Origin of the sequence: Corallococcus sp. AB011P, assembly GCF_003611605.1 — a bacterium.
In the GTDB taxonomy this organism is placed as follows: domain Bacteria; phylum Myxococcota; class Myxococcia; order Myxococcales; family Myxococcaceae; genus Corallococcus; species Corallococcus coralloides.
In genome coordinates, this window is the sequence record NZ_RAVX01000001.1 from 582,353 (window position 1) to 596,348 (window position 13,996).

Annotated in this window: 11 protein-coding genes; 6 read left to right on the top strand and 5 right to left on the bottom strand. The window is 72.0% G+C overall.

The window, feature by feature from the left end:
* Positions 1–39: 39 nt before the first annotated feature.
* Entirely contained in the window at positions 40–3,699 is a 3,660-nt protein-coding gene (locus D7X30_RS42200; RefSeq protein WP_199724147.1) for a serine/threonine protein kinase, read from the top strand.
* Between the two features lie 34 nt (positions 3,700–3,733).
* On the opposite strand, the gene D7X30_RS02545 is transcribed toward D7X30_RS42200, so the two are convergent.
* Positions 3,734–4,183, bottom strand: coding sequence for a hypothetical protein (locus D7X30_RS02545; RefSeq protein ID WP_120561213.1), 450 nt, complete (start codon positions 4,181–4,183; stop codon positions 3,734–3,736).
* A gap of 215 nt (positions 4,184–4,398) precedes the next feature.
* Between D7X30_RS02545 and D7X30_RS02550 the strand changes: the two genes are divergently transcribed.
* The gene (locus D7X30_RS02550) at positions 4,399–6,657 is read left to right on the top strand and encodes a spermidine synthase (protein WP_120561214.1); all 2,259 of its coding nucleotides are present in this window, start codon (positions 4,399–4,401) and stop codon (positions 6,655–6,657) included.
* On the opposite strand, the gene D7X30_RS02555 is transcribed toward D7X30_RS02550, so the two are convergent.
* The 3 genes from D7X30_RS02555 to D7X30_RS02565 form a co-directional block, all read right to left on the bottom strand.
* On the bottom strand, positions 6,654–7,424 hold the full coding sequence (locus D7X30_RS02555; RefSeq protein WP_120561215.1) for a YoaK family protein: 771 nt from the start codon (positions 7,422–7,424) through the stop codon (positions 6,654–6,656). The genes D7X30_RS02550 and D7X30_RS02555 overlap by 4 nt on opposite strands.
* A 22-nt stretch (positions 7,425–7,446) precedes the next feature.
* Complete coding sequence (locus tag D7X30_RS02560) at positions 7,447–7,797, bottom strand: histidine triad nucleotide-binding protein (RefSeq protein WP_120561216.1); 351 nt, start codon at positions 7,795–7,797, stop codon at positions 7,447–7,449.
* A gap of 62 nt (positions 7,798–7,859) precedes the next feature.
* Entirely contained in the window at positions 7,860–9,410 is a 1,551-nt protein-coding gene (locus tag D7X30_RS02565; RefSeq protein ID WP_120561715.1) for a hypothetical protein, read from the bottom strand.
* Between the two features lie 48 nt (positions 9,411–9,458).
* Here D7X30_RS02565 and hprK point away from each other — a divergent pair, with 48 nt between their 5' ends.
* Positions 9,459–10,424 carry an HPr(Ser) kinase/phosphatase gene (hprK, locus tag D7X30_RS02570; RefSeq protein ID WP_120561217.1) on the top strand — a complete coding sequence of 322 codons (966 nt, stop codon included), beginning with the start codon at positions 9,459–9,461 and terminating at the stop codon, positions 10,422–10,424.
* On the top strand, positions 10,421–11,284 hold the full coding sequence (gene rapZ, locus D7X30_RS02575) for an RNase adapter RapZ (protein ID WP_120561218.1): 864 nt from the start codon (positions 10,421–10,423) through the stop codon (positions 11,282–11,284). Before hprK ends, rapZ begins: the two co-directional genes overlap by 4 nt.
* A gap of 31 nt (positions 11,285–11,315) precedes the next feature.
* Here the strand turns inward: rapZ and D7X30_RS02580 are convergent, their stop codons facing one another.
* Positions 11,316–12,158: an imm11 family protein gene (locus D7X30_RS02580; RefSeq protein WP_120561716.1), complete on the bottom strand. Its 843-nt coding sequence runs from the start codon at positions 12,156–12,158 to the stop codon at positions 11,316–11,318.
* Positions 12,159–12,326: 168 nt separating this feature from the next.
* Between D7X30_RS02580 and D7X30_RS02585 the strand changes: the two genes are divergently transcribed.
* Entirely contained in the window at positions 12,327–13,469 is a 1,143-nt protein-coding gene (locus tag D7X30_RS02585) for an ATPase, T2SS/T4P/T4SS family (protein ID WP_147443076.1), read from the top strand.
* A gap of 51 nt (positions 13,470–13,520) precedes the next feature.
* Positions 13,521–13,940: a hypothetical protein gene (locus D7X30_RS02590; RefSeq protein ID WP_147443077.1), complete on the top strand. Its 420-nt coding sequence runs from the start codon at positions 13,521–13,523 to the stop codon at positions 13,938–13,940.
* The last annotated feature ends 56 nt before the right edge of the window (positions 13,941–13,996 follow it).

Below are 13,996 nucleotides of genomic sequence, written 5' to 3' on the forward strand. Positions count from 1 at the left end.
GGGGTTCAATGCGGTTTCCGTGGTGGACCCCCGCACCGCATGAACTCTTCGACCCAGCCCGCCCGATTGCGTCCCTTCCGGCCGCAACCCTTCGGCCGGTACACGCTCCTGTCGCATCTGGCCACCGGCGGCATGGGGGAGATCTACCTCGCCCGCCTGGAGGGCGCGCAGGGCTTCGAGAAGCTGTGCGTCATCAAGAAGATCCTCCCGCAGTTCGCGGAGGACCAGGACTTCGTCGACCGCTTCGTGGGTGAGGCACGCACGCTGGTGCGGCTGGGGCACGGCTCCATCGCGCAGGTGCTGGACATGGGCGTGCACGAGGGCGAGGCCTACATGGCCCTCGAGTACGTGGACGGCAAGGACCTGCGCAAGGTGGCCGCGCGCGTGCGCGACAGGCAGACGCCGCTGCCGCTCACCTTCGTGCTGTACGTGATGGGCCGGGTGCTGGACGCGCTGGCGTACGCGCACCGCAAGCGGGACGAGGAAGAGAAGGAGCTGAAGCTCGTCCACCGGGACATCTCTCCGCAGAACATCCTCATCTCCTACGAGGGGGAGGTGAAGGTCATCGACTTCGGCCTGGCCAAGAGCCGACTGTCGGCGGCGAAGACGAACCCCAGCATCATCCTGGGCAAGTTCCTCTACATGTCGCCCGAGCAGGCCCGGCACCAGCCGGTGGACCGCCGCAGCGACCTGTACGCGGTGGGCCTGTGCCTCTACGAGCTCATCTCCGGCAAGAACCCGTTCGACGCGTTGCCGCCGGGCGAACTGATGTCCGCGGTGGCGAACCCGAAGGTGGCGCCGCTCAGTGAAGTGGAGCCGCTGACGCCGCCGGCGGTGTCGCAGCTGGTGGCGAAGGCGCTGGCGGTGGACTCGGCGCAGCGCTTCCAGACGGCGGAAGACTTCCGGGTGCGCCTGCAGGCGTGCCTGATGGAGATCGACACCAGCGCGGGACCGGAGAGCGTCAGCAAGTTCATGCGCGACCTGTTCTCCGCGGACTACCAGTCCGAGCGCCGCCTGCTGACGTCCCTGCGCGAGGTGTCGCGCGACGTGCGCGGCAGCGGCACGTACGAGTCGCTGGCCCCCGCGCCGCGCGCGACGATGCAGGCGCCCACGCTGCCGGCCAAGACCATCCGCCTGGATGGTCCGGTGGAGCCCCTGTCCTTCCACCCTACGCCCCGGAGCCGCGAGGACGGCGGCGGCGCGCGCGACGACGGTGAGACGCGCCCCGGCGTGGTGGTGGACGAGTCCACGCGCCCCGCGTTCCCGGTGGAGGCGCTGGAGGAGGCGGCCCGCGCGAAGATGCGGCCCAGCCCCGCGTCGTCGGAGCCGTCGCCCACGGTGGAGGTCCGCCAGGACGCGATGGACCGGCCCACCATCCTCGAGGGCCTGCCGGCCATCCGGCTTCCTTCGGACCGCGCCGTGGAGGCGGAGGCTCCGGCCCCGCTGCTGGGAGAGCCCACCGCGCCCCGGGCGGACGCGCTGCCGGCCTCCGAGGCGCAGGCAGAGCCCACCGCGCCGCGCGCCACGTCGCTGCCGCACGCGGAGCCAGGGCTGCCGTCGCGTGACGCGCCTCCCGTGCCGGACGTGCCGGTGTCGCGGCCGTTCGCGGACGCGGGAGGGCGGGGCGCTTCGTTGCCCTTCTCCGATTCGGTGGGCCCGCGGGGTGTGCCGCCTCCGCCTCCTCCGATGGCCGCGATTCCCGCCGTGCGGCCCGCGGATGGGCCCGTTCCCTTCGTGCCGGTGGATGCGTCGCGGCCGGTGGCGCCTCCTCCGATGCCTTCCTTCGACTCCGCGCCGGGGCGGTTCGAATCGGCGGGTGAGTCGCTGCCGTTCATGGAGCCGCCGCCTCCTCCGGACGGCCCGTTCGCCGATGACGAGGAGCTTCCGGAGAGCCCCTATCCGTGGCCGGAGCCCATCCCCGAGGGGGGCCGCTCCGCGGGAGCCGAGCTTCGCGCCGCGGAGGCGCGCATCCCGGAGGGGCAGCGCCCCACCTCCGCGATGCCGTCCCTGGCGTCGGCGCGTCCTGGAGTCACGACGCCGTCGAACGGCAGCCGTCCCGCGCCGCCGTCCGCGTTCGATGCGGCTCGTGCCCCGGAGCCCCTGCCGAGCTACGAGCCGGTGCGCGCGTCGGAGCCGTCGCGTGGCTTCGATTCGCCCCGGGCTTCGGAGTCGTCCCGCGGCTTCGATGCGCCCCGCGCCCCCGAGCCCGCGCGCGCCGTGGAAGCCCGCATCCCGGAAGGCCAGCGCCCCACGGCCGCGATGCCGTCCGTGGCGTCCTCGCGCCCCGGTGTGACGACGCCGTCGAATGGCAACCGGCCGGCGCCGGTGCCGGTGCCGGTGCCGCTGCCGTCGTACGCGGCGCCCACCATCCAGGTGCCCTCCATCCAGTCCGGTGCTTCGCGCTCCTTCGAAGCCGAAGAGGACTCGCGGAACTCCGAGCCGCTCGATTCGGGGCCGACTCCCCGGCCCACGATGCAGGACACGCGGCCGTCGGAGGACCTGGTCTCGGTGGATGCCCGCGCCCTGGAGGCGGACTCCAGCGTGCCGTACATCTCCGCGGATCCGGACGAAGCCCTGGCCGCGCGCGAGGGCGACGGGGACACGCACCCGCGCATCTCCATGCCCCGGGCCTCGCGCCGCGAGGAGCCTCAGGCCCGCGTGATGCTGGACGAGGAGCTGCTGCGCGAGACGTCCTCTTCCACCGGCAAGCGTGAGGCCGACACCGGCCCCACCGCTCCGGCCAAGGGCCGCACGGGGTCGCGGCGCGCCGTGCGCGGGTCGTCGCCGAGCACGCCGCCTCCGCGCTCCAGCACCGCGTCGAGCATGCGCGCCGTCGCCCGCGCCCCCGCGCCCGCCGTGGAGCCGGACGAGTCGTCCACCTCGCGCACGTCGCGCGACGACTCGACCCGGCGCAAGGCCATGCCGGTGCGGCCGGAGCCTTCGGAGCCGCCGCGTGCCGCGCGGCGCGAATCAGCGCCGGTCCGCAAGGGCGGCGCGCTGCGCTCCGCGCTGATGTTCGTGCTGCTGATGGTCGTCGCGCTGTCCATCGTGGGCGCGGGGCTCTACTTCGTCCCCGAGCTGCGCGTGGCCGTGGGCCTGGAGCAGTCGCGGACGTCGACGCCGCCTCCGCCCACCCCGGTGCAGCAGATTCCCACGCGGCCCGCGCGCCCCCAGGGGCGTCCGCCCGCGTCTCCTCCGGACCAGGACACGCCGGCCGCCGCGCAGGACACGCCTCCTGCCCAGAACGTGGCCGCGGCGCCCACCGCAGCGCAGGCTGAGCCCACGCCGCCGTCCGGCGAGCCCGCGCAGGCTCGCACCGAGCCGGGTTCCGCGGGCACCAAGGAGCTGGCTCCGGACGACCTGCTCGCTCCGGATGCGCCGACGGAGGGCGCGGCCGCTCCCGCTCCCGCCGCGAAGAAGCCGCCGCCGGCACGCCCCGGCAAGCGCGCCGCGCCGGCCCGCGCTCCCGCCAAGGAGAGCAGCCTCCCCCCGGAGCTGGAAAAGGAATGGGCGCAGACGAAGACGCTCTTCCGGACGCTCAAGACCAACCATGGCTGCGAGGCCATGTCGATGCAGTGCACCCTCTTCGACAAGCTGGCGGACGACTTCATCGTGGGCGGCAGTGAGACGCCGACCCTCAAGCAGGTGAAGGACCTGCACGAACAGCTGAGGACCGTGAAGCGCCGCCAGGACTACTAGGCGCCCGCGAGGACGCCTTCGCCGGGGGCGTGCTTCAACGCCCCGTGCCCGCGTCGAGCCCGGAGCCTCCCGTGCCCGCGTCGAGCCCGGAGCCTCCCGTGCCCGCGTCGAGCCCGGAGCCTCCCGTGCCCGCGTCGAGCCCGGAGCCTCCCGTGCCCTCCGAGGCCGTGCCCCGGTAGCTCTCCGCGAGCCCCGTGCCCAGCTCCCCGCTGCCGCCTGTCCGCTGGCGGGTGTTTCCCTCCATCTGGTTGGGGGCCGCGGTGCCGCCGCCCAGCGAGCTCCGGCTGTCGCTGTTGTAGGGCTTGCCGCCGCCCTCCTCGCGCAGCGGGCTGCCGGCCGGTTCCGCGCGGGAACGGTGCTGGAGCTGGACGGGGTCCTGGAACCCTCGCGTCTCCTCCGGGGGCGCCTCCTTGCCGCAGCCCCAGCCTCCCAGGGCGCCGCCCACCAGCAATCCCAGTCCCACCGCGCGCTTGAAGCCCGTCATGATTTCCCCCTCGGGCGCGAGGACGTCCGCGCCTGTCCGTCCGGGAAGTTAGGACCGCTGTCCCATGGGGCCACCCACCCACCCCGACGGATGCCCGCCTGGCCGCCCGCCGGGCTCCGGGATGTGCCCGTGTTGACAAGACTGTCGCCCAGGCGGGAAACACCCGGAGCGCGGGACGCCTACGCCGTGCGTCTTCCCCCCGCCCCCGAGGCCGCATGGTGCGCTACGCCCTCGCCATCTTCACCAGCGCCTTCCTGCTCTTCGGCGTCCAGCCGCTGGCGGGCCGCTACGCCCTGCCATGGTACGGCGGCACGCCCGCGGTGTGGACCGCGTGCATGCTGTTCTTCCAGGCCGTGCTGCTCGCGGGCTACGCCTACGCGCACGCGGTGGCCTCAAGGCTGCGCCCGCGCGCGCAGGCCGCCCTGCACCTGAGCCTGTTGGTGGTGGCGCTGGCGGCGCTCGCGGCGCGGGCCTCGTGGACGGGCTCGCCGCTGGCGCCGGGGGACGGCTGGCGCCCCGTGGACGACCACCTGCCCGTGCTCCGGTTGATGCGGATGCTGGCCGCCACGCTGGGCCTGCCCTTCTTCGTGCTCAGCACCACCGGTCCGTTGCTCCAGTCGTGGTTCGCGCGCGCGCGGCCGGAGCGCTCGCCGTACGTGCTCTACGCGCTCTCCAACGCGGGCTCGCTGCTGGCGCTGCTGGGCTACCCGTTCTTCGTGGAGCCCTGGGTGGGCCGGAGCGCGCAGGCGTGGGGCTGGGCCGTGGGCTTCGTCCTCTTCGTCCTCTGTGTCCTCGCCTGCGCGCGGGACCTGCTGCGCCGCGCCCCCGCGTCGAACGCCCCCGAGTCCTTCACGAGCCCGGGTGCGGAAGCTCCCCCTGAAGCTCCTTCCGAGGCCTCCACGGCCGCGGCCTCGCAGCGTCCGGGCGTGGGCCCCACGCTGACGTGGCTGGCGTTGAGCACGTGCGCGTCGGTGCTGCTGCTGGCCACGACGAACAAGCTCTCCCAGGACGTGGCTGCGGGCCCCTTCCTGTGGGTGATGCCGCTGGCGGTGTACCTGGTCACCTTCATCCTGGCCTTCTCGCGCGAGTCCTTCTACGCGCGCACGCCGTACTCGGTGGGGCTCATCGCCTCCGTGGTGCTGGTGACGTACGCGCACAAGGAGGGCCCCGCGCTGGGCCTGGGGTGGCAGGTGCTCTTCCACGCGTCCACCCTCTTCACGGGCGCCATGGTGTGCCACGGCGAGCTGTACCGGCGCCGTCCGGCGCCGCGCTACCTGAGCGCCTTCTACCTCTGGGTGTCCGTGGGCGGCGTGCTGGGCGGCGTGTTCGTCAACCTGGTCGCGCCCGCCCTCTTCACCACCTACTGGGAGCACCCGCTGGCGCTGGCCGCGTGCTGCGCGGTGGCCTTCGCGGGGCTGATGCGCAAGCCGAAGGAGGAGACGGCGGTGGCGCGCACGCAGCGCCTGTTTCGCGGGGCGCTGCTGGTGGGTGTGGCGGTGCACCTGCCGGTGCTCGTCCTCACGGACCTGGGGCGCGTGCGCTTCGCCGCGCGCAACTTCTTCGGCGTGGTGCGCGTGCTGGAGCTGTCCGCGAACGATCCCCAGCAGCACCAGTACGTCCTGCGCCACGGCGCCATCACCCACGGCTGGCAGTACATCCGCCCGGAGCGCCGCAACCTCCCCACGGCGTACTACACGAAGGACGCCGGCCTGGGGCTCGCGCTCGCGGAGCAGCGCCGGTCGCGTCAGGCGCAGGGGCTGCCCACCGGCTTGCGCGTGGGCATGCTGGGGCTGGGCGTGGGCAACAGCGCGACGCTGATGGCCGCCGGGGACGACGTGCGCTTCTATGAAATCAACCCCGACATCATCGACCTCGCCAAGGGCCAGGGCGGCTTCTTCAGCACGCTGACGGACACGCCCGCGCACGTGGAGGTCGTCGAGGGCGACGCGCGCATCTCCCTGGAGAAGGAGCTGGAGCAGGGCTCGCGCCAGTTCGACGTGCTGGCGCTGGACGTCTTCAGCTCGGACGCCATCCCGGTGCACCTGCTGACGAAGGAGGCGGTGGCGCTCTACCTCCAGCACCTGGCGCCGCACGGCGTGCTGGCGATGCACATCAGCAACCAGCACCTGGACCTGGTGCCCATCAGCCTGGCGCACGCGCGGGCCGCCGGCCTGTCCGCGGCGCTCGTCGCGAGGGACAGCGACGGCGACGCGGTGGCCAGCTCGTGGATGTTGCTGAGCCGGGACAAGGAGTTCTTCTGGGGCTCCACCTTCAGCAAGAGCAAGGCGCGCGTGCGCCGGCTGGTGCTGCGCGGCGAGCCGGAATACGTCTGGACGGACGAGCGCAGCAGCGTGCTCCAGGCGCTGCGCCCCATGGCCCAGGGCCCCGCGGCGGCCAACGCGAACGTCATGGACGTGCCCGCGCAGGCCCGGGTCCAGCCGGCGCAGCCCGTGGTCCAGCCCGCGTCGCCCTAGCTTCCCGGCGCGGTGGGGGACGGTGCGGGCTTCACGGTCAGCCGCGCGTCCAGCGCCGCCAGCACGCCCAGCACCGCGCACGGCAGCACCAGCGTCACGGCCCCGTGGCGCAGGAACAGGTAGGGGCCCAGCGTGCAGCCCACGAGGAACGCCAGCACCAGGCCCAGGTGCAGCCGCGTGCGCTCGAACTCCACGGCGGAGGGCAGGTGCCGCACGCGCTGCCAAAGCCCCGTCGCGCTTTCCCCGCGAACCCCGTCGCGCACCCACGCCAGCATCTGCACCAGTTGGATGCCGATGTCCGTGAGCATCCCCGTCACGTGCGTGGTGCGCACCACCGCGCCGGACACCCGCGTGACGAGCGCGTTCTGCATCCCCATGGCGAAGGCGAAGCCCCAGAGCAGCTCCGGCGCGCGCGTGTCCGGCATGGACGCCAGACCCACGCCCACGCCGCTCAGCACGAGCAGCTCCACCAGCAGCGCGGCCACGTGACGGCCCCGCGTGCGGTGCCGAGAGGCATCCAGGAGCGCCGTGGCGCAGAAGGCCCCGGCGACGAACAGCCCCATCAGCTGCGCGGGCAGCCGCGCCGTGTCCCAGCGGCCCTGGGCCAGGGACTCGCCCATCGTGGCCATGTTCCCGGACATGTGGGACGTGTGCGCGCCCAGCGCCACGAACCCCATGGCGTTGACCGCGCCGGCCACGGAGGCCAGCAGCACGGCGAGGCGGGAGTAGGCACGGCGGGACTGGGGCGACGACTGGGCACTGAACATGACGGGCGGGCCTGGACGACGGCTAGCCCGGCGGCCAGTGCAGGGTGCGGCCCGCGAGCAGGTGCAGGTGGATGTGGAACACCGTCTGGCCCGCGTCGCGCTGGGTGTTCATCACCACGCGGTAGCCCGTGTCCGCGTGGCCCCGCTCACGCGCGACCTTCGCCGCGGCCATGTAGAGGCTGCCCACCAGCTCCCGGTCCTCGGCCGTGATGTCGTTCACCGTGTTGATGTGCTTGCGCGGGATGAACAGCACGTGGGTAGGGGCCTGGGGGTTGATGTCCTCGAAGGCCAGGCAGTGCTCGTCCTGGTGGACGACCTTCGCCGGGATGAGGCCATCGCGAATCTTGCAGAAGAGGCAGTCGGATTCGGGCATGGCCGTGGCTTACCAACCCGACGGGGGGGCCGGAAGGGTCTTGCGCGTCCCAACTGTCCCGCTCAGGGCAGTCGCCACGAATAGCCGGGGTCCGGCGTGCAGTCCGCGATAGGCAGCTGCACCAGCGCCAGCCGGCCGTCCTGGACCAGCAGTGTGCCCGCGCCCTCGAAGCCCGCCCGGGTGATGACGTGGCTGAAGCGGCGGGAGTCCCGCCCGGGGCCGGTGTGGGGATACAGCGGCACCTTCCGGTGGAAGTAGCTGTAGCCCCCCGTCCACGCCAGGTGCACCGCCTCCACCTTGAGGCCGCACACGTCGTCGCGCCGGCCCGCCGCCTCCAGCAGCCGGTTGACCGAGCCCTGGTCGTCCCAGGCGCTGTCCTTGGGGCGCACGCGTTCGTACTGGCCCACGTCGCCGAAGGTGAGCGCCCCCGCGCCCGCGCCGGACAACAGCGCCCCCGCCACCACCGCCACCGTGGCGGTAGCCCTCGCCGGAGCGCCGCGCAGCACCCGCAGGGCGGAGTCCAGCCCCACGCCCGCGAGCGCCGCGAACAGGGGCAGCACCGGCACCAGGAAGCGCAGCTCCTTGTGCGGCTGGTTCGCGTGCAGGAGGAAGAACGCCGCGGCCAGGAAGGACAGCCCCCACGCCCGGGGCACGGCCAGCACGGCCAGCGCGGCCGTGAAGACGGTCAGCACCGGCATCGCGGTGCGCAGGATGCGCGGGTAGTACTCGAAGGGCTCCGTGCCCCACTGGGCCGCCTTGCCCTGCACCACGTTGAAGTCCAGGTAGACGATGGCGGAGTGGAACCACCGCCCCCAGGTGAGCTTGTCCAACAGGCCAAAGGCCAGCGCCCACCCGGACAGCACCGCCAGCGCCACGCCCGCCTGACGCCACTGGCGACGGCAGAGGAGCACCGCCACCAGGCCCACGCAGAACACGCCGTTCTGCAGCCGCAGCAGCACCGCCAGCCCCAGCAGGGACGCACCGGTGAGCAGCGAGCGCCGGGACGCGGCCTTCGGCAGCGCCAGGGCCAGGCCCAGCACCACCGGCAGCACGGACGCGTTCTCGCTCATGGCCCGGGGCGCGAAGTACAGCGGCACCGACGCCAGGGCGAACAGCGCGGCCCCGCCGGAGGCCGCCAGGGTGGAGGCCCCGGACGCGCGGGCCAGCCGCCACGTGGCCCACGCCGTCGCCGTGCCCACCAGCGCGAAGAAGCCCTTCACCAGCCCCAGGTAGCCCGCCGGGTCCGTCAGCCCCACCAGCCGCCCCAGCCCCAGCACCCCCGCCACCAGCGCGGGCAGGGCCCAGTTCCGGGCCCCCTGGACGAACTCCCAGGCGACGAGCCCGTAGCCGTAGACCAGGCGGTGGGCCGGCTCCAGGCTCTGGTAGACCTCGTCCGGCCAGTAGATGCCGTCGTCGTTCAGCGCCCAGTACAGGCGGAAGGCCGCGCCCAGGACGAGCACGCCCCCCAGCAGGAGGAGGCCCAGCCGGCGCTCGAAGGGGTCTTCGGTCGGAGCCTCGCCGCGAGCCTCGGGGGACGCATCCGTTGGGACACCGACCAGCGCTCCGGGCCGGGGGTTGGCGGCTGTAGGGGAGGCGGGGGGGACGGCGGACACGGTGCGGTTCACCTCCGGAGGCCGGTGGGTGATATCCAGGTCCCGACGATGAAATCCATTCGCATCTCCCAGCTCCTCGAGGACCAGGGCCACGACCTGCGGCTGACCCTGATGGCGGGCACCCAGGGGCTGGCGCGCACGGTGGACTCCTCGCGCATCCAGAAGCCGGGCCTGGCGCTGGCGGGCTTCACCGAGCACCTCCACCCGCACCGCGTCCAGGTCTTCGGCAACACCGAAATCTCCTATCTGGCCACCCTGCCGGAGGACGCGCAGCACGCCTCGCTGGCCAAGCTCTTCAACGAAGAGGACCTGGCGTGCGTGGTGGTCACCAAGGCGCTGGACGTGCCGCGCGCGCTGGTGGACGCCTGCGAGGCGGCGGGCCTTTCGCTGATGAAGACGCCGCTGCTCTCCAGCGAGTTCATCCAGCGGGTGCAGAGCTTCCTGGAGGACGCGCTCACGGAGTCCAGCAGCCTGCACGGCGTGCTGATGGACGTCTTCGGCGTGGGCATCCTGCTCTTGGGCAAGAGCGGCATCGGCAAGAGCGAAATCGCCCTGGACCTGGTGATGCGCGGCCACCGGCTGGTGGCGGACGACATCGTGGATGTCACCCGGCGCAAGGGGGCCGTCTACGGCGCGGGCAATCCGGTCATCAAGCACCACATGGAGATTCGCGGACTGGGCATCATCAACATCAAGGACCTCTTCGGAGTGTCCGCCGTCCGGGAACAGAAGAAGATTGAGCTTGTGATTGAGCTGCAGGAATGGGATCCGCACCAGGAGTACGACCGGCTGGGCGTGGAGGACAAGCACCTGCAGATTGTTGGCGTGGACATCCCCCTGTCGGTCGTCCCCGTGCGTCCTGGACGCAACATGGCCACCATCGTGGAGGTGGCCGCGCGCAACCAACTGTTGAAGCTTCAGGGCCACCATTCGGCGCGAGAGTTCGCCGAGCGCCTCAATCGAGCCATCGCCCAGGGGGCGATGCGCCGCACCTTGGGAGAAGAGGTCGAGTGACCGCCCCCGCGAAGCAGATCATCGTCATCACCGGCATGTCAGGTTCCGGTAAGTCCACCGCCATCCGCGCGCTGGAGGACGCAGGTTTCTTCTGCATCGACAACCTGCCGGTGCTCCTCCTGCCCAAGCTCACGGAGCTGGCGGGGGGGGGCCACATCGAGCGCATGGCGCTGGTGATAGACGCGCGCGAGGGCGTCTTCCTCAAGGACGCCCCCCGCGTGCTCGACGAAGTGCGCCGCGCGGGCCACCAGGTGGACGTGCTCTTCCTGGACGCCAGCGACGACAGCCTCATGCGCCGCTTCAGCGAGACGCGCCGCCGCCACCCGCTGGCCCCGGATGGCACGGTGGCGGAGGGCATCCACGCGGAGCGCGAGGCGCTGAAGGACCTGCGGGAGATGGCGGACCAGGTCATCGACTCGTCGGCGCTCAACGTGCACGACCTGAAGCGCATGGTGCAGGGGCGCTTCAGCCCGGAGCCCACGACGGGGCCCAGCCTGTCCATCATGTCCTTCGGCTACCGGTACGGCGTGCCGCCGCAGGCGGACCTGGTGTTCGACGTGCGCTTCCTGCCGAACCCGTACTTCGTGCCGGAGCTCAAGGGGCTCACGGGCAAGAACCCGAGGGTGTCCGGGTACGTGCTGGAGCGCGAGGAGACGCAGCAGTTCCTCGAGAAGGTCGTGGACCTCTGCCGGTTCCTGTTCCCCCGCTACCAGAAGGAGGGCAAGGCGTACCTCACGGTGGCGCTGGGGTGCACGGGCGGCAAGCACCGCTCGGTGTCGCTGGCGGCGGAGATGGTGCGCCGGCTGTCCGCGGACTACGGCCGTGTGCAGCTGTGGGACCGGGACATCGAGAAGGAGTAGGGCGCGGGACCGCCTTCGCGGACCCCGGTCTTCAGTGCTGGGTGTCCGTGATGGGCGTGAAGCGAGCGCCGGTGATGCCTTCCTTCTCCAGGGCCTCCTTCACGACCTCGGAGACGACGAGGGTGACGGGCCAGCCCCAGGGGCGGAACACGCGGGCGCGGCCCACCTGGGTGGGGTCGATGCGGAGTCCTCGCACGGAGCGGTACTGGCCCACGCGCGCGGGAACGCCGTCGCCGGGGCCGTAGCGGAGGACCTCCAGGCAGGCGGCTTCGTCCACGCAGCGGATGAGGCGCGTGGCGACGACGAGGAAGTACGGCTCCGGCTGGCCCTCGATGTTCACGGGGATGAGCTGCACGTCCTCCGGCGCCAGGCGCGCGAACACGGCGGCGACGCGCGGGTGCACCACGGGGGTGAGGCTGGCGCCCGCGAGGCTGAAGTCCAGCGGGGCGGCCCTCAGCTCATTGGGGATGTGGAGGGGGCCGGGTGGGTTCACGGGGCGCCCGGCGGTGAACATCCACACGTCGCCCACCTCCTTGTCCTCCGGGTCCAGCGGGTCGCCGGGTTCCCAGCGGCCGGGGGCGCGGAAGTCGTCGTGCAGGTCGTAGAAGCGGGGATGCGTGACGCCGGTGCGGCGGGACGTCTTGCGGTTGCTGACATGCGGGGCGGCCCCGTGCGCGACGATGCGGACGGCCGGGCGGCGCGGGCGGCTGGTGCGGACCGGAGGCGAGGCCTCCTCCGCGACCGACGCGCGCGAGCGCCGGGGCGTGGCGACGGTGGGGTCGGTACCGCCGGGCAGACTCTGCCGGTCCGGGAGGCTGCTTTCGGAGGGGCGGTGCCACAGCCGTCGCAGCGCGTTGGTGAGACGCCTGAACATCAAGCGATGTTACCCAAGCGCCTGCTGGAGGGCAGCCCTTCCTGTCGTGCTTCCTCGCCCGTTCTCAAGGCAGGCCGGCAGCCGTCCCGGTTTCCAAGGAGGAGGGGCTTCCCGGGGGCCGTTTCCAGCGTGGTCGGGCCATGACGGGCCATGTCATGGTCCGCGCCCATGACGACTCCGAGCCCGAAGTCCGAAGTCCCCGCCACGCCGGAAGCCGTGTTCGCAAGCCTGCTCCAGAAGCTGGGGGAAGCGGGCCGGGCCCCCACCGGAGCGACCGCCTCCCCGAGGACGCCGGAAGCGTTGGCGGCGGCCCTCTTCGTCGTCGCGGGACAGACGGGCGCGGCGATGTTCTCCGTCTGGGCGGCGGACGACACGGAGAGCGTCGAGGACGAAGACGACAGCGACGAAGCCCGAGCGGAGACGGGCGGTCGGGTGATCAGCGCGGGCATCACGCTGTTCTTCATCGCGAAGGACACGCCGGGCACGGTGGGATTGCTGGGCGCCGAGCGGGTGCCGGTGCGTCAGCCCCTGGCGTACGAGCTGTATCGGCCGCTGGGGAAGGCGCTGGCGGCGCACGCGAAGCGGGGCGCGGATCCGGTGATGCCCGACCGGGGCCACGTGTCCTTCCCGGTGGGCGCGTCGGACCCGGAGGTTGAGTTCCGCGTGTCCTTCCGCGAAGACGAATTGGGCACCTGGACCACGGTGCTGGCGAGGGACCGGGAGACGCGCCATGCGTACCCGAGCATCACCAGCCTCTCGCTCTCCGCTGAACACGCGGCGTTCCTCAAGGGGCTCTTCAACCGCCTGGACAAGACGCTGTTCAACGGTCAGTTGGTGATGCTCACGGGAGCATCCAACACGGGCCGCAGCACGACCCTGCGAGCGGTGATGGATGCGCTGCCCGACAACGTGCACGCGCTGGCGGCCGTGGAGGAGCCGAAGGGAGGGCCGGGAGGCGCCATCGGTGTCGTGAAGGTGAGCGGAGAGCTGCCGCTGGTGCAAGCGCTGCGTTCGTTCCTACGGCAGGACCCGGACCTCGTCTTCGCGGACGAGGTGCGCACGCTGAAGGACATGGAGATGCTCTGCACCGCGGCGCAAACGGGACACGCCACCATCTGCGTCCTGGAGGCGAAGACCCCCGAGGAGGGCTACGCATGGCTGACGGAAGCCATGCCCGGGATTCCCACCCCTGCGCTCATCGTGCATCACACGCGCGACGCGGCAGGCGCCCTCGCGATGACGCTCCACGAGACGAAGCCCGTTGAGGACGGCAACACGCTGCACGTCGTCCCGTGGACGCGCGGGAGCTGATCAGGGCTTTCGGATCGCTGTCAGTTGCCGCATGCGATAGGGGACCGCACCATGCCAATGCCGCCGCACAAAGTGGGGATCGTGGTGGATCAGGGCTTTGGATACCGGGTGGCTGAGCTGGCTCGCGTCTTTCACGTATGGGTCGTTGAGTCGCGCGAGAACACTCCCGTCGTCCAAAGCGTTTGGAAGAGCGGCCTGGCGGATGCGGCAGTTGATCCTCTCTCGGTGGGCGTCACGTCATTCGCCGTGCTCGAGGGAGAACCGCCTGAGGCGATGTGTGCCCGGATCGCCGGTGATGTGAACGAGCACCACGGTGCGTTCGCACATGATCCCCCGTGGTCCGAAATCGAGGTCTTCGGGGTCAAGCTGACTGCAACCTTGCGGCACGTCTTCGAGGAGCTCGGAGCAACGGCCTGTACTCCCACTCAGGAGGGGTTCGTCTGTCGGCGGTTGTTGCCGAGCGGCACCTGAGCGCCCGGCCACGGAAGCAGACAAGGCACTGCACATCGTCTCCTTCTCAGCTTGTG